The organism is Paenibacillus sp. lzh-N1 (assembly GCF_002872435.1).
In the GTDB taxonomy this organism is placed as follows: Bacteria; Bacillota; Bacilli; order Paenibacillales; family Paenibacillaceae; genus Paenibacillus; species Paenibacillus polymyxa_C.
Map to the genome: position 1 here is coordinate 3327212 of NZ_CP025696.1, position 23186 is coordinate 3350397.

At 39.3% G+C, this 23186-nt stretch carries 20 protein-coding genes and 2 pseudogenes; 14 read left to right on the forward strand and 8 right to left on the reverse strand.

Features of this window, described 5'->3' with window-relative positions:
- Positions 1-350 precede the first annotated feature (350 nt).
- The 6 genes and pseudogenes from C0638_RS15100 (at position 351) to C0638_RS15125 (ending at position 5494) form a co-directional block, all read left to right on the forward strand.
- Positions 351-668 carry a hypothetical protein gene (locus C0638_RS15100; RefSeq protein WP_013372457.1) on the forward strand — a complete coding sequence of 106 codons (318 nt, stop codon included), beginning with the start codon at positions 351-353 and terminating at the stop codon, positions 666-668.
- A 75-nt stretch (positions 669-743) separates the two neighbouring features.
- Positions 744-1427, forward strand: a complete 684-nt coding sequence (locus tag C0638_RS15105) for a DUF5819 family protein (protein WP_013372456.1) — start codon at positions 744-746, stop codon at positions 1425-1427.
- Positions 1428-1971: 544 nt separating this feature from the next.
- Entirely contained in the window at positions 1972-2748 is a 777-nt protein-coding gene (locus C0638_RS26185; RefSeq protein ID WP_412534808.1) for a DCC1-like thiol-disulfide oxidoreductase family protein, read from the forward strand.
- A gap of 10 nt (positions 2749-2758) precedes the next feature.
- Positions 2759-3883, forward strand: coding sequence for a serine hydrolase (locus tag C0638_RS15115; protein ID WP_013372454.1), 1125 nt, complete (start codon positions 2759-2761; stop codon positions 3881-3883).
- Complete coding sequence (locus tag C0638_RS15120; protein WP_040103149.1) at positions 3884-4816, forward strand: M23 family metallopeptidase; 933 nt, start codon at positions 3884-3886, stop codon at positions 4814-4816.
- Between the two features lie 223 nt (positions 4817-5039).
- A pseudogene (locus C0638_RS15125) lies at positions 5040-5494 on the forward strand (copper amine oxidase N-terminal domain-containing protein).
- Between the two features lie 190 nt (positions 5495-5684).
- Here C0638_RS15125 and C0638_RS15130 read toward each other — a convergent pair.
- Both C0638_RS15130 and C0638_RS15135 read right to left on the reverse strand, forming a co-directional pair.
- Complete coding sequence (locus C0638_RS15130; RefSeq protein ID WP_058711324.1) at positions 5685-6557, reverse strand: copper amine oxidase N-terminal domain-containing protein; 873 nt, start codon at positions 6555-6557, stop codon at positions 5685-5687.
- Positions 6558-6824: 267 nt separating this feature from the next.
- On the reverse strand, positions 6825-8252 hold the full coding sequence (locus C0638_RS15135; RefSeq protein WP_040103151.1) for a pyridoxal phosphate-dependent decarboxylase family protein: 1428 nt from the start codon (positions 8250-8252) through the stop codon (positions 6825-6827).
- Positions 8253-8441: 189 nt separating this feature from the next.
- Between C0638_RS15135 and C0638_RS25725 the strand changes: the two genes are divergently transcribed.
- A complete protein-coding gene (locus C0638_RS25725) occupies positions 8442-8576 on the forward strand; it encodes a hypothetical protein (protein ID WP_231860498.1) in 135 nt (44 codons plus the stop codon).
- A 276-nt stretch (positions 8577-8852) separates the two neighbouring features.
- Here the strand turns inward: C0638_RS25725 and C0638_RS15145 are convergent, their stop codons facing one another.
- From C0638_RS15145 to C0638_RS15155, 3 genes are all read right to left on the reverse strand, one after another.
- On the reverse strand, positions 8853-9212 hold the full coding sequence (locus C0638_RS15145) for a putative zinc-binding protein (protein ID WP_013311396.1): 360 nt from the start codon (positions 9210-9212) through the stop codon (positions 8853-8855).
- A gap of 333 nt (positions 9213-9545) precedes the next feature.
- A complete protein-coding gene (locus C0638_RS15150) occupies positions 9546-9950 on the reverse strand; it encodes an Imm7 family immunity protein (RefSeq protein ID WP_040103153.1) in 405 nt (134 codons plus the stop codon).
- Between the two features lie 14 nt (positions 9951-9964).
- Positions 9965-13066 (reverse strand): restriction endonuclease fold toxin, encoded by a 3102-nt coding sequence (locus C0638_RS15155; RefSeq protein WP_058711325.1) that lies wholly within the window; start codon positions 13064-13066, stop codon positions 9965-9967.
- A 577-nt stretch (positions 13067-13643) separates the two neighbouring features.
- Between C0638_RS15155 and C0638_RS15160 the strand changes: the two genes are divergently transcribed.
- The 3 genes from C0638_RS15160 (at position 13644) to C0638_RS25370 (ending at position 14783) form a co-directional block, all read left to right on the forward strand.
- Positions 13644-13892, forward strand: a complete 249-nt coding sequence (locus C0638_RS15160) for a GNAT family N-acetyltransferase (protein WP_040103155.1) — start codon at positions 13644-13646, stop codon at positions 13890-13892.
- Between the two features lie 404 nt (positions 13893-14296).
- Positions 14297-14614 (forward strand): hypothetical protein, encoded by a 318-nt coding sequence (locus tag C0638_RS25730; RefSeq protein ID WP_058711326.1) that lies wholly within the window; start codon positions 14297-14299, stop codon positions 14612-14614.
- 1 nt (position 14615) lies between these two features.
- The gene (locus C0638_RS25370) at positions 14616-14783 is read left to right on the forward strand and encodes a hypothetical protein (RefSeq protein ID WP_165264056.1); all 168 of its coding nucleotides are present in this window, start codon (positions 14616-14618) and stop codon (positions 14781-14783) included.
- A gap of 171 nt (positions 14784-14954) precedes the next feature.
- Here the strand turns inward: C0638_RS25370 and C0638_RS15170 are convergent.
- A pseudogene (locus C0638_RS15170) lies at positions 14955-15206 on the reverse strand (phenolic acid decarboxylase); the annotation flags it as partial.
- Positions 15207-15406: 200 nt separating this feature from the next.
- Between C0638_RS15170 and C0638_RS15175 the strand changes: the two are divergent.
- Positions 15407-17647, forward strand: coding sequence for a right-handed parallel beta-helix repeat-containing protein (locus C0638_RS15175; RefSeq protein ID WP_058711327.1), 2241 nt, complete (start codon positions 15407-15409; stop codon positions 17645-17647).
- A 775-nt stretch (positions 17648-18422) separates the two neighbouring features.
- On the opposite strand, the gene C0638_RS25735 is transcribed toward C0638_RS15175, so the two are convergent.
- Together C0638_RS25735 and C0638_RS25740 are read right to left on the reverse strand one after the other, a co-directional pair.
- Positions 18423-18845: a hypothetical protein gene (locus C0638_RS25735; RefSeq protein ID WP_233902209.1), complete on the reverse strand. Its 423-nt coding sequence runs from the start codon at positions 18843-18845 to the stop codon at positions 18423-18425.
- A gap of 26 nt (positions 18846-18871) precedes the next feature.
- Entirely contained in the window at positions 18872-19273 is a 402-nt protein-coding gene (locus tag C0638_RS25740; RefSeq protein ID WP_233902210.1) for a copper amine oxidase N-terminal domain-containing protein, read from the reverse strand.
- 492 nt (positions 19274-19765) lie between these two features.
- Here C0638_RS25740 and C0638_RS15185 point away from each other — a divergent pair, with 492 nt between their 5' ends.
- From C0638_RS15185 to C0638_RS15195, 3 genes are all read left to right on the forward strand, one after another.
- A complete protein-coding gene (locus C0638_RS15185) occupies positions 19766-20638 on the forward strand; it encodes an AraC family transcriptional regulator (RefSeq protein WP_058712324.1) in 873 nt (290 codons plus the stop codon).
- Positions 20639-21082: 444 nt separating this feature from the next.
- The gene (locus C0638_RS15190; protein ID WP_051718051.1) at positions 21083-21388 is read left to right on the forward strand and encodes a hypothetical protein; all 306 of its coding nucleotides are present in this window, start codon (positions 21083-21085) and stop codon (positions 21386-21388) included.
- Between the two features lie 402 nt (positions 21389-21790).
- Positions 21791-23185 (forward strand): TldD/PmbA family protein, encoded by a 1395-nt coding sequence (locus tag C0638_RS15195; protein ID WP_058711617.1) that lies wholly within the window; start codon positions 21791-21793, stop codon positions 23183-23185.
- Position 23186 lies beyond the last annotated feature (1 nt).

Genomic DNA, 23186 nt, shown 5'->3' on the forward strand with positions numbered 1-23186 from the left:
TTTATACTGAAATCCGCTCATTGAGCGGGTTTTTGCTTTTAATCACCCTTAATTGTAGACCAAATGTAGACATGAAACTATTTAAGGCACAGAGTTTGATGGGGTTTGTAGAGATTGCTGTTTTCTTTTCTTAATGGATTTTAAAATGAAGCGTGACTGGACTAAGATAATAATTTTTAATTTTAATTACCAAAAATTTATGTTTATGATTTTTGGCAAGGGAAAATAAGATATAAAATATGGAAGGGAGTGATATAATAAGTAATTATATTAAATAATAGTAATATAAAAGTTATAAAACTAAGAGATTGAAATTATTTTGTTACTAACCATTTTAGGAGGAATTATCTATGAAGAAAAAATTAACAATACTTAGTCTGGCTTTAGCCATCACAGCCTTCTCTACTGTAAGTTTAAGCGCTTCTTACGCTTCTGATTATGACGTTTCCTCTGGAAATTCTTCTCCTTTAATTAGCGCGAATGCAAATGGTGCTGCTGTTGAGCCTCAAGCAATAGCCTCCCTTGCTCGTAAAGCAGTACAAGTTGGTAAAGCAGCTTATGAAGCTAACAAGGATGCTCTGAGAGAAGCGACCCGCTTAGGAAGTCTATTAGGTACAGGTGTTTCTAGCAGTGATGTAGAGAATGCAGATGTAATTTTTGATAAATAGCTGAAATATCAGGGAGAGGATCAGATTTTTATGTTTCTCTCTCCCTGATGTTATTAAAAAGAGGTGATTTCTTAAATGAAAAAAAAAAGTGAAGCGTGTATTTTAAATGCTACGTTATTCTCTTTATCGTTGTTCTTGATGGTTCATTTCTTCTTTATTTTACTTCACGCTGGACCGCTTAACCCGGTCTCTGTTTCATTGAAATCAGTAACTGATAACTATGTTGGACGGTTTTTTCAACAAAACTGGCATCTATTTGCTCCCCAGCCTATGACTCAAAATCTAAAATTATATGTACGTGTGAAGTATAAGGAGGAGGGCAGTACCAAAACTGTTTTAAGCAATTGGTATGATGTTACTGAACCTATGATTAGGACGAATGAGACGACAGTATTTTCACCTTATAATAGGATGCTCAGAATTGGAAGTGGATACATACATCAATTATATATAGGAGGGAAAGATGACCTAACATATAAATTAATGGATAAAATATCAAGAAAAGAAAATTTATCCAAAGAAATAAATGCTTCTTTAGAAAAAGATTCGGATCAAGTTGAACAAATCATTTATCGCTATGCTTCTGCGTTTGCAAAAAGGGAGTTTTTAAAACATGAAATAACTGATGTCCAGTTTATGACCTCAATATCGGATGCGATTCCATATTCAAAGCGGAATGATCTTCATTTTAAAGTGAAAGAAGAGAATGTCGTATATGATTGGAAAGGAGTTGTAAAGGATGTTGTTGAATTACCGTAATTTTTTTATGAATGAACGCTTTCTTATTGGTACAAGTATCCTTCGGATATGTATTGGGTTGATATTACTTTTCAATTATTTTATTCATTATAAACAAAGATACTTTTTTTGGCACGAATCTGGAATTAATATTTATTCTACTGGGTACAAGTCATTAACATGGTCTTTATATAATTTGAATTCATCAGCTTTATTTTTTGACTTTATCTATCACCTAGGAATTATAGTTACTATTTTTTATTTAATAGGATATAAAGGCCGTCTTTTTTCAATTCTAGCCTACTTATTTTTTTATTCATTGTATGTTCGCTCTTTTCATATTAGTGACGGAGGAGACAACTTACTTATAGTGAATATGTTTTTTCTGTTGTTCACCAATAACACTGCCTATTTCTCTTTGGATTCTAAAATGAACAACTCACGTGGAAAAGACTCGAAAGACTCTTTACTCTATAAGTTATCCGTGATAATCCACAATTTTGCAGTACTTTTTTGTATTATACAACTGTGTATTGTTTATTTTTTCTCAGGAATGTACCAGCTTATGGGCGAAATGTGGCAAAACGGAACAGCACTTTATTATATATCTCAAGTGAGAGAGTTTAGCAGACCTATTTTGGATTATATGGTTAACCATTATGTTGGACTCACCATTCTATTCACTTATTTATCTATAATTATTAAAATTGCATTCCCTTTTGCTGTGATTAATAAGAGGCTTAAACCGTTTGTAGTTATTGCCATGATATTGTTTCATATAGGTATTGCTATAGGAATGGGTTTGCTGACATTTTCGTTAATTATGATTGTTATGGAATTATTGTTGTTTACGGATCAAGAATATAAAAAGTTATACCATTTTATAAAGATCAGTTTCCGGAAAATAACAATTACAATTCGAAGAAAAACAAGAAGATTAGGATATGTAAGCTTTCAACACAAACAAATTCTGGTTTTCTATGATGGTTGGTGTCCTGTCTGTACAAATATAAAAGACTATTTGTACAAGCTGGATTATTTTAGAATGCTACGGCTTGTTAGTTTTCGGAATTCTTCATTGGTTCAAGCATACAAATTAGATGTTGATGAATTACAAAGGCGAATGCATAGCTTCTCACTGAATGATCCCAGTAGAATACACCGCGGAATTGACTCTATTGCACAAATTTGTACAAGAATACCGTATCTATGGTGGGCGGTTCCCTTTATAATCATTTTCAAAAAAATGGGTATAGGCGGTTATTTGTATGATTATATAGCTTCTAAAAGAAAAGTGATTCCTGTAGGGAACTGTGACGATTTATGTGAACTTCACCATTAAGGAGCAAAGTATGCAAATAATCTTATTGTTAGTAGCTATAACTTTAATATTTGTTTTCATATGTATCCTGTTTTTGCTCATTGCGAAGCGCCAAAATAATAAGAAAACAGAAATAGATGTTCTAAGCTTTTTGAAGGAAAATCCGAGTAAAGCTTCTTTGTATATGATCAAAAATGGTATGGAGAAAATCAGCTACAACTCAGAAGTTAAAATGCCGCTTGCCAGCACTGCGAAAGTGATCATCGCTATTGAGTTTGCTCGCCAAGTAGCGGCAAAGCTGTTAGATGAACATGAACTTGTGGATTTAGAGGAATTAAATAAATTTTATATTCCTGGTTCTGATGGCAACGCTCATAATAGCTGGATCAAATGGATTAAGTCAAATCATAAAGAGGTTCAAGGAAAAATTACATTATTTGAAATTGCTCACGGTATGTTAGCTTACAGTTCTAATGCCAATACAGAATTTCTGATGGATAAAATGGGATTAGATGAGATAAATGAAAATATAAATAAACTCTCACTTTCGTTACATGATAAAATTTTTCCTTTTTCATCTGCGGGTTTAATGTCTTCTTATATCCAAGAAGTAGATAAAATAGGATTTAAAGAATCGATACAAAAAATAAGTGAAATGACCTACAAAGAATACATGGAAAAATCCATTGAAATTCACCAGATACTAAATAGTGATAAGGGGTTAGGATGTATTCAGAAATGGAACACCAAGCAGAATTATGCACGAAGGCTTCAAGTGCTGGAATCGCGCAAGCTTCCTCGTTCAACGACTAAAGAATATGCTTACCTCATGAAGCTTATACACAAGGAGGAGTTGGTTCCTTCTACTTTAAATCCATATCTAAAAATGCTAATTCAGCGACAGGTGGATAACTCCAAGCTAATAGAGTTCGGAAACAAAGGTGGGTCTACCATTTCTGTCCTAACAGAGGCTTTATATTGTACGGATCGGGAAGGAAATGACATTCAACTAGCCATGTTTATTCAAGATGATTCTGGGGTGGATCACATTTGGCTCAAGCAGAAGCTGGATTTATTTTTTCATAAATTATTAACGGATACTGAATTTCAAAAAGAGGTAAGTAAAAAATTATCATATGATAAAGGAAGAAATTGAATGCTTTTTTATTTTGTAAAAATGCTGCTGATTCCACTTATACTTTATTGGATTATGGCTTACTTTCCATTTAAAAATCGTATTTCGTGGTATATTCACACTTTGTTTACAAGTGCATATACGTTCATGATTTTATTCATAAATGATTGGACAGAAATTAGTTATTATTTACGTCCGGTTTGCATCGTATTGTTTGGATGTTCCTTATTCCGTCAAATGGTTACTTTACGCTCTTTTAAATTTAATGGCTTAAATAGAAAAACACGAATATTCCTTTCTCTTTATGGTTTATTAGCGATATATCAAGTTTTTATATGTATTTTATTTAATATTTCATACATTACATCCACTCCTAAACACGAAGATGCAGTCGATTTAGCGTTCCCTTTGAAAGGAGGGGCTTACGAGGTAGTGAATGGTGGAATGAGTTCATCTATGAACTATCACTTTTCGCATCGTACTCTGAAATATGCGGTGGATATAACCAAGCTCACCCCGTTAGGTTCAAGAAAAGGAAAATTTGATAATCCTGAATCTTTAAAATCCTATCCCATTTATAATGATTCAGTATATAGTCCGGTTGAGGGTAGAATTATCGAAGTTGTGGATGGAGTAGAAGATAATGTGCCAAACTCCTTGGGTCGTAGTAATACAAATATGATTATCATCAAACACAAAGGATATAATATTTTGCTGTTACACTTGAAGAAAAATAGTCTGTTAGTTAAGAAAAATGATTTTGTCAAGGTTGGACAAGAAATTGCGAAAGTAGGAAACTCAGGTTACAGCAGTGAGCCGCATCTTCATATTCATGCTATAAAACATGACAATAAGAGAGATTACTTCAATGGAACTTCGATACCTATTACTTTTAATGGTAATTACTTAAAAAGAAATGATTTATTGCTTAATCAAACGCTTATTTTTCGATAAAAATGAATATCTCCTTAGAACGTCGGTTTGAGAATTTGTTTGTCAGGTTTTCCGTATCGTGTATTGTTCTTCAAAGCAAGTGTTTTTAACTTAAGCGAGACATCGTCTCGACACATGTTGATTACTGTTCACTGTCAGTAAGGAAAGATTGAATACAGGATGCATTTGGTGTTTTAGCTTCTCAATGAGGGTCTAGTTGATAAATGGGGAGAGGCAATAAGCCATGTTAAAACGTATAATTTTGCCTTTAGCTGTTATCTTTGTGTTCGTATCTTCTGTCTCAGTTGAGAGCGCGCATGCGGGATCTAAATTTAATTATAATGTTGAAGTTGCTGTAAATAACAGCGTTTTGACATTAGATCCATTTGGAGAGAAATCCACAAACACCGTATATGTCCCTATTAAATTCATATCTGAGGGTTTGGGAGAGTCTGTCTCGTGGAACAGACCTACACAAGAAGTTACAATTAAATCAAATAATGGTACAATTGTACGATTAACCGTGGTAGCAAAGTTGCATACGTGAACGATGAAGAAAAGATGATGCCGAATGCTCCCGTTATGCCAGAATATCCAAATCGGGTTATGGTTCCTCTCAGATTTGTTTCGGAAGTTCTGGGAGCTACAGTAGAAACAACGACAGTCAATGGAACATTACAGGTTGACATTAAGAAATAATACTTGATTGCTTGGGAATGGGTAACAAACTAATAGCTTCTTTAAGTCTTGGATCGTGAAACCCGCTTTGAGCGGGTTTTTGCTTTTAAATATAGAAACCAATCTGGCCCAATGGGGGAGATGTGATTTAAGTATGCATACTTTGCCGATTACCAAGCGTTTGTATTGATTTTAAATTTCTCCAATATTCCTATTTTCGTTCATTCTTCGTTTTTAATGTTCTTCCGGCAGCTAGCATATACTGCAAAGGGTCATTTATTTTAAGATACGACAGACTTTGAGACACGCGGTCTTCCTGATTAACTTTTGGACGTTTTCGATCTGGGATATCTACAGACGCGAAGTCTGCATCCATTTCCACCGTTTGATTAAAGAAGCCGATGATGTGCAAATCTTCTTTCCCTTCTTTAATCGCCGAGCCTGTCCGATTTAATCCACTCACCGTTATAATCCCTCTGGTTTGGCTTGCTGAGTTTTTCTCTTCCACAAGTTTGAAATTTTGAATATCCAGTGCAGAAGGAGTGTCAACAATGGATCTTCCTTGATCCAATTCTATTACTTTTTGAAAAATCTTGCTTTGGTCAAAGGCCGGATTTTTTAAAATCACTTTGTTGTTCATGTACTCAAACGGGATATTCATACTTCTCAGCAATACCCCAAGCGGAATGACAAAGGCATCCTGAATCACTTCGGGCTGAGTGTCCATCTGTGCTAAAGTATCGTTCAGTTTATATGTTTTTGCTCCCTTTTGAAACACAATTTCATTTGAATTCCACTTGATTTTTGCTTCCTGAAGTTTACCGTTATAATCAACTTTTACGCCGAGAAGCTCGACAACAGAGCGAAGCGGAACCATGAGACGTTTTTCTTCATTAACGTAGGGACCAATCGGTGTGCAGTACAAAACGTCATAATCATTCACTTTAAGCAAAGAGGTTCCATTAACATGAATAGAGTGATTAATCGGTGTTGCATTAGCGTTATAAGAAGAGGTTCCAAATATAGCACTCACAAGAACTGCAAAGGATACTACAGCCGTGCTATAAAAATATTTTCGCTTCATTTTTCACCCTCCGTGAATTGAGATAGGTTGCGTAAGATCGCATGTTTGCTTTGGAGCAGTGATAGTTTGTCCTTCTTTGACACATGTGGAGTGCGTACGTTTTAGGATTGATGCTGTTCATTGTTACCGCATTACACAATGGCAAATAATTTTGAAGATGTACAGGAAAGACAGTAAAGAGGGGCGGCGTGCCCCTCTTATTTGTGTGATGCTGAACATTTTCATCTATTTACAGAAAGTGCAGTACTTCATTTTCACAATTGAACATCATAAAAGAGCTTTTTTCTCATTCAATGTTCTTGCTATATTCGATAAAAGCTGAATTGTATTCCTTATCTCATCTTCGGTAGTGTCTGGGTGAATTGCACAGATTCGGAGAACCGTTTTTCCATTAAGTTGTGTCGTAAGCACAGAGGCGTATCCGTTCGTCATCATTTCTTGGGAGATCCTTTTATTGAGTGAATCTAATTCTTGGTCGGATAATCCAGGTGGTGCATATCGAAAATTAACAATCGCTAACTGCGCGGGGGATACAATTTCCCAATGATTATGTTTCTTGATTTCATCTTCAGCCCATTCTGCGAGTTGAACTCCATGCTCTATGGCTTCACCGACAGCATCAGTCCCCAAAGCTTGCAGTGTCACCCATAGTTTCAGACTTCGAGCAGGCCGGGTTAACTCTGGACCCAAATCCCAATAATTAATATGTTCTTCATCAGTCTCGGCATCCTTCAAATATTCTGGGCGTGTGCTGAAGCAGTTTTTGAGTTGCTGCTTATCTTTGGCTAAAACCACGCTACAGGAATAGGTCTGCATTAGCCATTTATGTGCATCCCAAGTGATACTATCTGAACGCGATATCCCGCTCAAAAGAGACTTATATTTCGAAGAAGCCAAAATCGACGCACCGTAAGCTCCATCCACGTGTAACCAAATATTATGTTTTTCACATAGGTCAGCAATTTCGTTTAGCGGGTCAATACTTCCCGTATTGGTTGTACCTGCCGTGGCAATGACCGCAAAAGGCTTCATGCCAGCCGCCTGATCATCCATTATTTTTTTCTCTAAGGCTGAAACATCCATACGAAATTTTTTATCACTTGGAACTTTCCTGATTTGATCACCACGGAATCCGAGGATGCGTAGCCCTTTGGCGACCGATGAATGAGTTTGATCTGAAACATAAGCAGTTCCAATGGCATATTCCTGCTCGGATAACCTTGCATTGCGGGCAGCCGCTAAAGCGGTCAAATTTGACAGCGATCCGCCCGACAGAAATAAGCCCCCAGCCGTAACTGGATATCCTGCTTGGTCACACATCCACCGGATCACTTCTCCCTCTAAAAGGCTTGCGCTCGAACTCAGCATCCAGCTTCCGGCGTGGGTATTATAAGCACTGGTCATGATATCTCCTAACCAAGAGTAAAGAGACATTGGACTAGGAACCAAGGCGAAAAAGCGAGGGTGTTGCATGAAAGTTTGATGAGAATAAACGTTTTTCCTCATTTCATCGACAACTTCTTTTACGGGTCTTCCTTTTTTGGGAAAACCAATTTTCCTTAAATGAGCTATTGTTTCCTCATCTGCAGTGTTGATTACTTTTTGAGATCGGATATTATTATTTTCTGCCATATATGAATGTATGAACCGCTCAATAATCTCACCTAATTGCTGATTTGGTTCTTGATTCATCATAAGCATCTCCTTTACTTAATATCAACAAAGTATAATATAACATCTGTTGTCATTTTGTGATATTCACCGATTTCATCATTATGTTTATTTTTAGGCTCTTCGCTATTACGTAAAGTAATTCTCAAAGGCAAAGAGGGCTATATAATCGCCGTTCAGTGCAAATGCTGGAAACGTGATGTTGGGAATGAGATAGTACTCCAACTCAAGGCTGGTACGCAGGTACATAGTTGCTGTGTTGCTTGGATGGTAACGACGAGTAATTTTACAAGGCAGCTAAGGAGGCGGGGGAGCTTGAATATAGGAGGGGGAACCTTAGTTATCTGAAAAGTATTAAAAAAGAATGTATAGTCACTTGTAAGAAAGAAAAGGGTTCGAAAACGCTTTGCCATATGTTGCAAATGAGCTGCTTAAGAATTTGAAAAATGACTCTAATTAGAGCTCCAAATTTTTTAGGATTTTTATATCCAATGATTAAACTGGGAGTAAAAAAATACTGGTGGCCCTTAAAGATGTGTTAGGAGCCACCAATAAAAACTAATTTATGATATTGTTACATAATAAGGGCCATCTTTCGATACACACCTTAATTTTGACTAAGAATTATTGTCCAATTTGTTCTAAGATTTGTGTGTAAGCATTCCTATAATGATCAGGGTTAGGATCTTCTCCTATGATCTTGGGTACGTCAAAGTCAGACAGCAGGAAATGGTGTTTGGGTTGAACTTCATGCCTTGCTAAGCAACTCTTGCAACAGGACAAGGGACAGCCGTCAATTGCAATGATGTCACGTCCCGATTTCGCTGTTCTGACAAGGGGTTTGACATCACCACCAACACCAGCTATACAGGACATTTCAGCGACTTTTTCTCGATCCATTTGTATAGCGATCATGTTAGCGGTTTGTGCTGCGGAGGAACATCCAGAACAAGAATAGACAAGAGGTAAATCAGTTCTTTTCATCTTTGTACACTTCCTTGTTTTTTCTTTGTGATCGATCACGGTATCTTTGGTTTCAGCTGAAATAAATTTAAAATTGTTTATATTTTAACTTAAATTTACAGTTTAAACCGTGATCGTGATCACGACATTGTTTTTGTGAAATCTGCTATAGGGCTAACTGTGTGTATATAAATCAGCCAGATCTTTAGAAAAAAAGCTTATCCCTACTCATAGATTTAAGTTGGAATAAGCCTTTGAGCTTTTATCAATTTCTCGTTTTTTATGTTGCGTTTGTTGGTTGTAGTGATTAGTTTTACTGTCTGGGGGAAATCCATCGTTCCGTTTTAAAACATTTCAATCCTCATAGTCATCTTCTACTTTAGGTATGAATGGAGACAAGAAGGGGTCCGTGTGTTCAGTCAGTCCACCTCGAATTAACGCATGAACCCTAAATTCATTAAATACTTTGATATCATCACTATCCCTTACATATAAAACTCCATACGATCCTGGGGCTAACTCCCCTACCTTTTTTAATACTTCTATTGGATTGTGTTTAGCAGTAGGTTTATGATTGTTAAGACCTGCTATCCAGAGTTGATAATCTCCATTTACAGCTCTTAAATCGAGAACACCAGAAGACCAATCTAATTCATTCAAAAAGTTTTGTATATCTTCAATAATTAACGATAATTTTTCATCATCATCTTCAAATGAGGAACTTTCTCTGATGGTTACCCACCCGTGATACTCAAACATTTCTACTCATCCTCTCAAGGTATTAGGGGCTTAGTATCAATAATTATTTCTACACCATATCTTTCGGCATATTCTTTAAGTTGTCTTAATACTCTGTCATCGGGCTTACCTTCAAAGTGAAAGTATGCTTTTCTGTTCGTTTCAATTGCCGCTTCGATTGTAGCCTTCGCTTGTTTTCTAAATTGTTTATCTAAACTATTCAACGGTGGTTTGGTTTGAGCAATGTACTGGTCGCTTACCGTATCAAACTCACGTCCCTTAGGGTCATTACTAAATTTAACTCTGGATTCTCCACCAAGTTTTTTTGCCAACATATCAGCTGCTTCATCCTCTTTGGGGACCTTCACCAATTTTCCTGAGTATTGCCCATTATTAGAAATTCCGGTTTTTGACGTTCCCTCAGTGGGCTTGCTCGAATTCGGTAGTTTAGGTGACTCCTTAGGTCTACTTGAATTTGCCCCATTATAAACCGCCGAATCATTGAACTCATCAATGGGTCTGTTTACACCTGGGCCACCCTTTGGATTGGGTTTTCCAGGCGGATTTTCTGCAATAGGTGGTTGGCTGGACCTGGCAGGAGAACTTCCAGCACTCCCTATACCGATTCGGGTTGCCACAATTCCATAGGTCGTGTCTTCGACTAAATCGCTTAAGCCTGTCCTTTCCATGTAATCTCCAGATTTTTGTCCAATGAAGCCTTGATTGTATCGAGAAATGAGTGCATCCATTTTCTCTTTGTCCAACTCAATAGCATTTGAAGAATCCACACCCATCGATACCAAACCATCTTCAATGGCATTGAGAGTTCCTTCATCCCATACTTGCGTTCGTTTTGCGTTGACGATACGCTGGATGGCGGCCAATTTATTAGGATCTTTAATATCATACAGTGATAGTTTGCGCTTCATTGTAATTTCAGTGCGCAGTGCTTGCTCTGCTTGTTTTAGCTTATTTTCATCCTGCCACCAGTTGGCTGTAAAATAATCAGTTTGATTCCAATATGAAGTATATTCACTAGTTTTTCTTTCTCGCCATAATGCAAGTTTAGAATTCTCATGTTTCTGTGTTTGTGCTGCTTGAATACGTTGTTTTTCTTCATTATCCCGGAGCCATTTCTCCTGAATATTTTTAGGAACCTGCTGATATGCATGAGCCATGGCATTTGACTCTTTTAACAGGTTTTGGACCAGTTCCAGTGGGCCACCCGAAAGCGCTATGTGACGTGCACTCGTATACACTTTGCCTAAAATCCACTTGCTATAATAAGCTTCCTTAGCCCGTTCATGCTCGTATTGGCTTATTAGCCCTTGGAGCGCTAAACTAGCCAGATGCTTCAGTGGATGCAAACCACCTTTAGGAGCACTACCTACAGCGTGATTTGTTCCTTTGCTCCGAACAGGGATTGCTGCGGTTGCTCTCAGAATCACACCCACCGCAGGTCCACCTAAAGCTCCCGCAACAACGCCAGCCACTTTTCCCATCACTGGGATGGAGCCTAACAGTTTTGATACTGTACCCAATAGAGCATCAGCCTGTTTTTGTGCCGCCGGAGTCGTAATCTTTGCAGTAGGTGCAGAAGCTGCGCTGCTGGATGATGTCTTAGCTGCTGATGGAGCTTGCGCCGCCTCGTATGCTTTGATGCTCATTAATGGTGGCTCAGGCACAGGAGGGAGGTCAGCTACGAAAACAGGTGCCTTCACCGTACCTTCCTGATAAATCACTGGAGCTTTGGTATCCGTCTCACCATCCAGCACTATGCTGCTGGCTCCGCCTTTTAGATACAGCGCCGTTCCAGCTTCAAGTGAAAGTTCCTGTCCAGCATCAAGCTTCACGTGACCACCCTGAATTTGCACATTCCCCGGACTGTCAATCGTAATGCCGTTACCTTCATGCAGTGTAATGGAAAATTCACCGGAGGTGGATAGGGTCAGATCATGCTCAGACATTTCGACGCCGCTACCTTGCACATGTTGCCATACCTTCACATTCGGCTTTCCATTTGCGTGGCGTTGTTGTCGGAGCGAATCCGTTACATAGGCATCCTGTTCGCGGTGGGTGGGCAGATACAATTCCACCTGTTCCCCGATCTCAGGCATATCGTACCAGCCACTATGTTCTTCCGCGACATAACGGGTGGCGATGGGAAACCAGCACGCTTTGGCAGGATCTTGCTTCGGGTCAATGTCCAGTTGAAGCTGTACAAAATCCTGCTGTACCTTGAGCACCGTTCCTGTCAGCGAAATTCCAGTAGCCTGATCGTTTTCATACCGCGCATAGCGGATATCTTGTTCGGCTTGAAGATCATAACGGGTGCGGAGTAAGCCATCTGCTAAGGTTGTCACTGCTCGAACCACGACCAGTTCTTTGCCTTGTCCAATAGGTAACGTGATGAGGTCGCCTAGTGCATAGTATTGCAGGCTTTCAATCATATAGGTGACATACGAGCCAGCACGTTCTCCCGGCTTTTCCGCATCCAACTCATGAAACGTTTTCCGTACTCGATAAAATACATCCCGCTCCACCTTATGCTGCTTGCCTTCTGGCATACCGAAGAAAACCTTGGGCGAGGCTGCGGTTACCTCTGGCACAAGTACGGAGCCGAAGCGAGAAGCGAGGCGTTTTAAAAACGCCCAATCCGTCTCCTCATATTGTAAAACAAACGTGTCCAATTTGGCATGGTTGCTTACCGTATCAATGGCATCTCCGTACTGATATTTTCGAACCATCGATGTGACCAGATCATCATAGGTGCGGTGAATATCTTGATAGGAGCGTCTTTTACGTTTAATATCCATCTGGTATGAATGGGAAGCGGCCTCCAGTTCAAATGTATACACGCCTCGCACGCAGTGTACGGACATACGTGTAACAATCCCATGGAACAGCCTTCTCAGCGATTGTCCTTGCTCATCCAACTGACGAATCACAAGGGGCTCTTGCTCCATATTTTGACCAATACAAGCGGTTCCCTGTTCTTCGGAGAGCATGCCACTGATATGTAAGTAGGCATGATCATTAATGGTGCGTGTTATTTGAAGTTGCTCGATGTGTAGTGGCTGAAAGGGACCATAAAAGCGTAGGCTTTCATATCCGATCCCATCTGATAATACGCTCAAGTGAGTTCATGACTCCTTTCTAGATGCGATGGGTATTTCCAAGTGAAGCACGTCATCTTGCATTTGCTTCTGAATTATCGAAGCTGCAGATGAGTACAACAGTGAGTCAAAATAGATATGTATTACAAGGTTTGTACGCTTTAAAGGGACGAGAGGTGATATTTAATAAACAACCCAGCATATGTATTTATCGGTTAAAAGAAGGATTTAGTTTACAGAATGACCCATTGGTTGGGGGATTTACTATGTTTATTTTTGGAAGTAGGAGGATAAGAGGGAAGTGTAATATGAGTTAATATGGAAATATGGTGCTAGGCCACATGCTTTGCCATTTCGATGCTTTTTGTGCTGCCTAATCAGATACTTAAAACCAAAATGATGCCCTATCCAAACGATCTAAATTTAAAAATAATGGAGTGATAGAATGATAAGAGGACTTGTACTTTTAACTGGTGGGAATATTGAAGATTACTTACCAGACTTATATGAGTGAAGTCATGCTGAAACCGAAAAAGAGCAGCATACTTGTAGACCCATAAACGAACTACCTCCATATAACAATTATAAAGAGAATGTATTGAAAAGACTCGAAAATGGGCAATTAATATATATCTTAGTTAGGATGCAAGGATATGCAAATGTATTACTTGAGTTATTTTTAAGCACAATGTTTGAACGTAAGGATTTGGAGTTGAACAAAATTTATGCGACGGTTGCAGCATGTAATCAAGCTTCTATAAAATTATTAGAAAAATTCCATTTTAAGCTGGAAGGGACTTATCGAGAGCATGCTAGCTTAGCTGAAAAAGAAATAGAAGGGAATTAAACCATTATTTTTAAAATGGAACGAGTTAATTTCAAGTAAATCCGTTTCATCCTCTCACAGACGTTGAGGCCGTAGTAAAGCTATGTCGAGTCGATATATAGAGGTGCTTAATTGTAGCTTCCTATGTCCTTTACGAGTTGGGGAAAAGTTTATAGAAAAAATAAGGTATGGCACTACAAAATAAATGTTTCGATTTTTTTGGATTTAAAGTGGTTGGACACATCCGATGTATTTAACTGAAAATGTGAGTATTCAAGAGAGCGTCCTTAGTTTGGCGTTCTTTTCTTTGTACGCTACCTGTAAGAATTCCTCAAGCAATAAGGTTATTCCCTTCTGGGACGTGCAATCAACTTACTGTGGTACAATTACTTTAAATAAGTACGGATGCAGGGAAGGTGAACCTCTTGGATAAATTTAAAGATCTGGAGAAATTGATTAAGCTTACAGGAGATCGCGCCAAGTTGGATGCGAAAGCGAACGATACCTATATTGTATATAAAACGCCGGATGGCCAAATTGTAAAAGAATACAACAATGGAGACATTGTTCCTGTTGCGGATACGGATGTTCTCATGCATAAACATATACCAATGATGTATGTATTTGCGGGGAATAATGGAAGCGGTAAAAGTACGATTCAGAACCTGGTTGTTGACCGACTGGGAATTAGCGTAAATATTGATCCTGATGCCTTGCCCAGAGGAATCGAAGTGACTTTCTGAGATGGATATTGTGAACAGACCTGGATTCTCGGAATGGGAGGATAAGCATCATTACAAGCAAGCATTGGAGAATGAAGCTTTGTACTGGCAGGGCATGAAGTACGGAGCACAGTTTGTATATGTTGTATTAGAGAAGATGCTTCATGATGAAAAAGAGAAAGAAGAATAGCCAATGGAGATTAGATGGTTATAGAGAACATTAAAAAAGATGCTGGGCACCTACCAACCTGGTCATACCCCTGTCAAGTAGACAGGGTATGACCAGGTTGGTAGGTGTTTTAATTTGTCTTACGTTATGGGACACAGGCTCAGGCTTTTCAGTTCAATTCGTCTTGTTTGACTATGCTTGCAACTTACCCGCACGAATATCATCTGTCATGCCCGCGTAAGGTGCCTGGGCAATCAACTTCTCGTTGTTCACACCTGCATTTTCAATGAAAGTAATATATGCGAATTCAGGAACTACATGCTTCGGATAAGTCTCATACTTTTCACGCGATTCTTCCATTACAGGGATGAAATCATTTTGATAGCGTACTTTAATCCCTGGATGCTCATGCACCCATTTCGGAAAGAAAATAATACCATGCATGGTCAATGAAATGGCTGGATGGGTTCAGTATCGGAGAAGCTTCGCCGAAAGAATCATAAACTTTAAGTCGGTATAAGTCGATTAAATAATTAAGGGCTTATATATACACAAATTTCTATATTAGAACATACCTAGCAGTGAACTTAGGCCCAAGCGTAGAAGCCGTATCTAAAAATAGAATTCATTCCAGGAGGTAAGCTATGAATAAGAGAACAGGCTTTAGATTTTTAGTTGTAATTATGATGATTTATGTATTTACTTTTAATCTGGGTGTGGAAACTGTAAAGGCAAATTCCGTATATTATGTTTCTACAACGGGGAATGACATCACTGGAACCGGTACACTATCAAATCCATGGAAAACCATACAAAAGGCAGCAGATACCATGACAGCCGGAGATACCTGCATCATACGAGGTGGTACATACCGGGAAACAGTAACACTTCATACTTCCGGAACTTCTGCAAAACCCATAAACTTTGAGGCTTATACAGGAGAGAACGTAACGGTATCCGGTGCCGATCCGGTTACTGGCTGGAAAAATTACTCCGGATCCATCTATTATGCGGAAATGAGGGGTTCCCTTGGAACAAAAAATCAGATATTTGTTAATAAGCAAATGCAATTTGAAGCTAGATGGCCCAATTCATCAACACTTGATCCCTTAAATTCAACATATGCAACAGTTGATTCCGGTTCCACTACAACCATCAAGGATGGAAACTTAACTCAGGCACCTGGATACTGGGTTGGCAAAACGGTTTGGAGTGTTCCGGGAACAGGCTACAAATCTTATAAAAGTACCATTACCAGCTCAAGTGACGGCTCCATTACCTTTGATCAAATAGATACTGCAGCGACAGGCGGTAACAGCTATTATATTACTGGTAATCTTAAAGATCTTGACAGTGCGGGAGAATGGTATTATGACAGCATTACTGGCAGACTTTATTTATGGGCACCTGGTGGAGTTGATCCGAATACTTTGACAGTAGAAGCAAAGAAGCGGACTTATGCATTTGATTTAAGTTCCCACTCTTACATAAATATTACCGGAATTAATATCTTTGCCTCCAGCATTAAAATGTCTAATTCTAATTACTGTAAAGTTTCTAATATGATTGCGGAATATGTCAGTCATGATTCGGATGTTACCAGACAATACAGTACAGGGATATTTATGTCCGGTACCAATAATGAGCTTAGAGACAGTACTTTGACCTACAGTTCCGGTAATCTGGTGAGTATAGAGGGAACAGGAAATAAGGTAATTAATAATCTTATTCATGAAGCAAATTATTCGGCAGCGGATATTCCGGCAATCTATCTATTGGGGGCAAACCATCTAATCAGTCATAATACGGTATATAACGCTGGGCGTTATCTGATATTTATGCCTACCCAAAACAGCCAGATACAATATAATAATCTGTACAATGCAGGAAAGCTGACAAAAGACTGCGGAATACTTTATGAATTTGCCTGGGATGGGCAAGGGACGGTAATTCATCATAATTACATCCATGATAATCTGGCAAAGAATTATTCCGGCACTGGTATCTATCTGGATAATGGTAGCAAGGGCTATATTGTGCATCATAATGTTGTATGGGGAAACTATACAGGGATAAGATTGAATACACCCAGTAATTTTAACCTGATTTATAACAATACCACCTACAGTAACGGAAATGTAGGATATTGGGGAAGTAATTTTCAGTCAGATATGTACGGCGACAGAATTTTCAACAATATCTTTACTACTACCTTTACACTGCCTGGTACTCATATAGAGGGAAATAATATTACCTCAGAAACCAATCCGTTATTTGTGAATCCCACAGCATATGATTTCAGGTTGCAGTCTACTTCTCCAGCTATTAATGCAGGGGTTGTAATATCTGGAATCACGAATGATTATGTTGGTGCGGCACCGGATATTGGAGCATATGAGTTCGGTGGAACTGACTGGACTGCCGGGCATGATTTTTCTTCACCTCCGGACCCGGTTTTTGAGAGTGTCAGCTTACTTTATGATAATAACGTAAGGCAATCTGATTTCGAGAAAGGGATAATCTCACCATGGGCAGCAACATATTCAGATACTGCTGCAAGTGTATCGGTACCAAGAAGCGGCTCTAAGAGTGTTAGATTGGGACCCGGAGAAGATGGTATCGAGCAGGTACTTACGGGGCTAAGTCCTAATACCAGCTATATGTGTACCGCCTGGGTTAAGGCAGACATAGGCGAGCGGATTCAGATTGGTGTTAATGGCTTTGAAGGAACGGATGCATCCGCAACATCTGACAGTACATCCTGGACAACGGTAAACATTCCTTTTACAACCGGAGCAGGCGCTACTAGGGCAACGGTGTATGCTTACAAGAATCCTGGTACAGGATATGTTTATGTGGATGATTTTGGGGTAGTTGAGCAATAAATTATTTTACTGGTTTTATGTTTGACAGGATTGTCAGAAAGTCAGAAAAACCAAGACTGCCTTGGGGCAGATGGATCAGGAGGGACACTTTCAGTAGAAAATAAAAAAAGAAAGACATAAAGACTCTGATCTAAAAACGATAGATTTTCCGCCAAGGGGCGATCAAGCCTTAGGGTCATCATTTTTGTACACTCAAGGCATGTGGAGTGCGTGGTAGTAATATATCGAGATGAGAAGCATTGATGTACGAGGATTAAGAGCAACTTTAATATGTTCCTGCATTCAAAAAACGCTTTAGGGTTGTTACTGCATTGCACAATGACAAATAACTTGGAAGATGTCTGGGAAAACAGTAAAGAGGGGCGGCGTGCCCCTCTTATTGCGAGATACTAAATATTTTTAGAAAGTGTAGTTTTTTATTTCGAGATTTTTCATCATAAAAAGCTTTTCTCTCATTCAATGATCTTGCTATATTCGATAAAAGCTGAATTATATTCCTTATCTCATGTTCTGTAGTGTTGTCATATTGTGAGATTCACTGATTTCATCATTATGTTTAATCTTTAGGTTCTTCTCTATTACGCAAAATAATTCTCAAAGGCAAAGAGGGCTACAAGTAGCGCCCAGTAAAGTATGGGCGCTTTTGCTTAAATAATCCTTTATATAGATTTAAAATCGTTTATTTTAATATATCAGCATGCCTTGCTTGAGAAGTTATTGGAAATTGATGTTCCTATAGTTCTAAACATGTCTAGGGTCTTCTAGATCCCCTGATTTAATCTTTAGTATTCCCGATAGCTACAATATATTTAAGAGGGTTGGATTGAAAATTGTTGGAAGAACTTGTAGACGAAAGATCTATTTTGTTCCAGGTACGCGTAAAAGTTGCTCCTGCTTGCACTGCAGGTCGATCTCTATCCTGCTTATCGTATTGGTAGCTTATATCTGTAATGAAAGTGGGCCGAAGGTCTTCGCTACCTAATTTCAAATCCTTACCAGATATATTTCGAGCGGTTATAGATAATGTTGCCATTTTTGAACTGCTACCATCTCCCGGTAAGGTTAGCTCATAAGATAGCGGGCGAATTTTATTGGTATCTATGTCCGTGCTTAAGGGGATTGTATTTGGATCGTAGCCGCCCTCTAAATAGGAAATCACTTTACTTTTTTTGAATTTATTATCTTTAATCGTTAACAATTGATCCTCCCAGCTGCCCTTAATGTTTAAGCCGTCAAGTAGTACCTTGGAGGAATAAAAACTTGTTTTTGTTTAAGAACAGGTACAGTATCAATTTTTGTATTTTTTCCATTATACGTTACATTGTTAGAGTTAATTGTAACTTCTATATTCTTGTGATCCCAAGAAATTGTGGCTGTTTTTTTAGGCACATCGTAATTTACTGTCGCTCCAAGCAACTCGCTTACTGCACGTAATGGAATCATAAAGCGCTGTTGTTTGTCGATGTATGGCGCGTCAGGTGATGTGTATAAGATGTAATATTGGTTGATTTTAAGAATCACTGGTGCCTTAATGACAGTCGCTTTCGCATCTACGTTCCCCATGTTTAACGAAAACAATAATAAGGACATCAAAGAAAATAAAACAATACTTTTACATAATATCATATAACATTGCCCTCCATTCATTTATACTGCACTAGATATTTTACTCCAATAATTACAGTTTAGAGGGCTAGCTATAAAGGTTCCCCTTAATGAAATTGCCCTGTGCTAACATTTCTTACTCACAAAAAAACCTAATTTTACCTATAATACCATGAATAACAAATTAAAATACTTCAGATTTAAAATTCGGTGACAGTCAAACGCTTGCTGGAAAAGGGCTTGCAGCCATCTATTCCTGATAAGTACCTCAAACGCCAGAATGTGAAGCTCTATGGTTGCATCGGCTACATGCTGATTCAAATGTAATTGAGAATATCAAGATTTTTACAAGGCTGAATTGAAAAGTTAAACTGATACATATGGTGAATAGGCTCTGTTATATATGTTTTCGCACTAAATTTATGAATAAGAATAGACCCTACATAATCGTGCAGGAATTATCGGATGGATACATTCAACTACTGTTATTCTATTGATGAAGGAGGTCATATAGTGGATTTGCTTAAGAGCATGAATGAAGCAATCAAGTATATTGAAGAAAACCTGACTAACGAAATTGACTTTAAAGAGGTAGCAAGGCTGGCTTACTGCTCTGAATTTCATTTTAAAAGGATGTTTTCTTTTCTTGCAGGTGCTACGTTATCAGAATACATCCGCCGCAGACGCCTCACTCTTGCAGCATTTGAGCTTAAAGATAGCAACGTAAAGGTCATAGATATCGCGATTAAATACGGGTACAATTCACCAGATTCTTTTGCAAGAGCTTTTCAAAATTTACATGGCTTAACGCCGTCTGAAGCCAGAATTAATGGCCGTTCACTTAAAGCATATCCACGAATGGCTTTCCAGTTATCAATTAAAGGGGGAAGTGAAATGAACTATCGAATTGAAGAAAAAGGGGCATTTCGCATCGTTGGTATCCAAAAAAGAGTTCCCATTATTTTCAACGGAGTCAATCCAGAGATTGCTGCGATGTGGGAAAGTTTAGATGGTGAAACGATCAATAATCTTAAAAGAATTTCTAATATCGAGCCTATGGGGTTGCTTAGTGCATCCACGAACTTTTCTGAAGGTAGAATGGAGGAAAAAGGGGAGCTTGATCACTATATTGGCGTTGCAACAACAAAGGAGTGTTCGGATAACCTAACACAACTTAAAGTTGCTGCCTCAACATGGGCAGTATTCGAAGCAATCGGATCATTTCCTGATGCGCTACAAGATGTGTGGGGACGTATTTATTCCGAATGGTTTCCATCCTCAAACTATGAACAAATAGAAGGCCCGGAAATCTTGTGGAATGAGAATAAGGATATAACCTCACCGAATTTCAAAAGTGAAATATGGATACCAATCTTAAAAAAGTAAAATAATGCGTGTGATTATGATGTATCCCTTGAGCTGTTTCGGCAGCTCTTTTTTCAATTGTTACAATTGAAGCTTATTTTGTGAAGAAGGTATTTTTTTAAGGTACAGCCATTTGGCGAGAAAGATCAGGTAATTTATTTTACGGGACTAATGGTTTGAAAAGAAATAATACCTATGTAATTGAAATATAATGTAGCGACTGACTGAGAGCAGCGTAGAGAGGTTTAAGGTGTTGAGATAATATTATTTATTTAGTTGTACTTTTATAAAGTTTGATGTAATCGCTTATCTAGGAATGATGTCTAAGAGTCTTATTTTATCTTGCATATAAATTGTTCTAATTTGTTCTAATAATCTTATCTACTATTCTACCATTGCTACGTATCTACGTACCACCTTCGTTATCATCCTTTGCTACACTTTGAATAAAAAGGAGATGATAACTTGGACACCCAACCCAAGATACTAAAGAGCGTGGAACATACAAGCTCATCTGGAAATACAGCTGAAGAATATGAAAGTTTGGTACAGCAGGAAGACGAACACATAGAGAGACTTAAAACATGTACAAAGCTTATTTGGGATGCGCTAGCTATTATTTCTCAAAAGGCAAGTGTACTTCACATGGAAACCGTCAAAGAAGCAGCCGATCATCTTCATATCATGGAACTGGATTTACGAAGAGAACTGTTTAAAGTTCGTTTGAAAAAAAGTATATTGGCAAACAAAATGAAGCAAACCCAAGCATAGCAGCGGAGGGGACGGAATCGTTCTGAAGAAGCGGAGCGCTCGCCTTTGAACCCGGATTTTTACCATATAAAATATATTTAAAAAATCTGGGGACAACAGCGATCGGAAGAATGATCCGTCTACGTAGCGGCCTCATATGCACGTACTTGCTCAATCCACCCAGTACTCAATTTGCTCAAATAACCCGACATGACCTTTCACGGTCTGATCGGGTTTTCTCATTTCAATCCCTCTATCCCACACATTGAATCTTTAAGCTCCTCCCAACACTTGCCACCCAGATAGTTACACCCACTCCCACATCATGTATAGTAAAGTTATGGGAAATAAACATGAACCCGCATATGTTCTTGATCGCTTAGACGTACAATATGAAACATGGCAAAAATGAGGAGGAACGTGATGATACATCCAACACAGATTCAGGATATGCTGCAAGCCGCGCTGGAGACGGGCGGGGATTTTGCAGAGGTGTTCGTCGAGGACCGTACCAATGGACAACTGGGCATGACCGGAGGAGTCGTGGATACGGCGTTGTCAGGCCGGGATTTTGGGATTGGTATTCGGATCATGAAGGAGCATTTTTCGGTGTATGCCTACACCAGTGATATGAGCAAGCAGAGCCTGATCAGACTGGCCAAATCGGCCGCCAAGGCTATTCGCGGAGGTGGAGCGCCAGGTACACACACGATTACACTCCATCCTCATGTGATCCCTAACCAACATCCGATTGCGATCATTCCTGAAGGTTCGCAGAAGCGCGCCAAGATCGACATGATGAGACGGGCGCATGAGGCGGCAAGCCAATACGATCCTTCCATCACGCAAACCTCTGTTGGGATTAGCAACTCAATCCAGAACGTCTTAATCGCCAATAGCAACGGGCTGCTGGTGGAGGATACCCGTACGTATACACGCATGAGAATAAGCGCGATTGCGACTGATGGGGAGCATAGACAATCCGGGTTCCGTGGGCCGGGAGCGTATGCTGGGACTGAATTTCTGGAAAATCTGAATATCGAAGAAAATGCCAGACACGCTGCTCGCATTGCGTCCACAATGGTCAAAGCAGGATATGCGCCTAGTGGCAGACTGCCTGTCGTGATTGAGAATGGCTTCGGCGGCGTTCTTTTTCACGAGGCGTGTGGGCATGGGCTGGAATCTACGGCGGTGGCGCATGGAACCTCCGTGTTTGCCAATAAAATCGGGCAGCAGGTCGCTTCACCGCTCGTCACAGCTATAGATGATGGAACGATTCCGAATGCGTGGGGCTCGCTCAATATTGATGATGAAGGAGCACCGACACAGCGCAACGTATTGATCGAGAACGGTATTTTAAAAGGATATCTGATCGACCGCATGGGCTCGCGTCAGATGGGTGTACCTGCGACAGGGTCAGGACGTAGACAGTCCTATAAATTCGCGCCTGCATCCCGTATGAACAATACGTTCATTGCGAATGGCGAGTCTACTCGTGAAGAGATCATTGCCAATACGGAGTACGGGATCTATGCCAAATCGCTGGGCGGTGGTTCGGTGAATACTTCGACGAGTGAGTTTAATTTTGCAGTCGAAGAGGCGTACATGATTCGCAACGGCAAAATTGCAGAACCGGTCAAAGGCGCAACGCTAATCGGCAAAGGCATTGAAACCCTGCAAAATATTGATATGGTCGGCAACAATCTGGATCATGGTCAGGGGATGTGCGGCTCGGTCAGTGGAAGTCTTCCGGTCAACTGCGGACAGCCTACTATACGGGTGTCCGAGATGACCGTCGGTGGACGGAAGGGGGAATAGG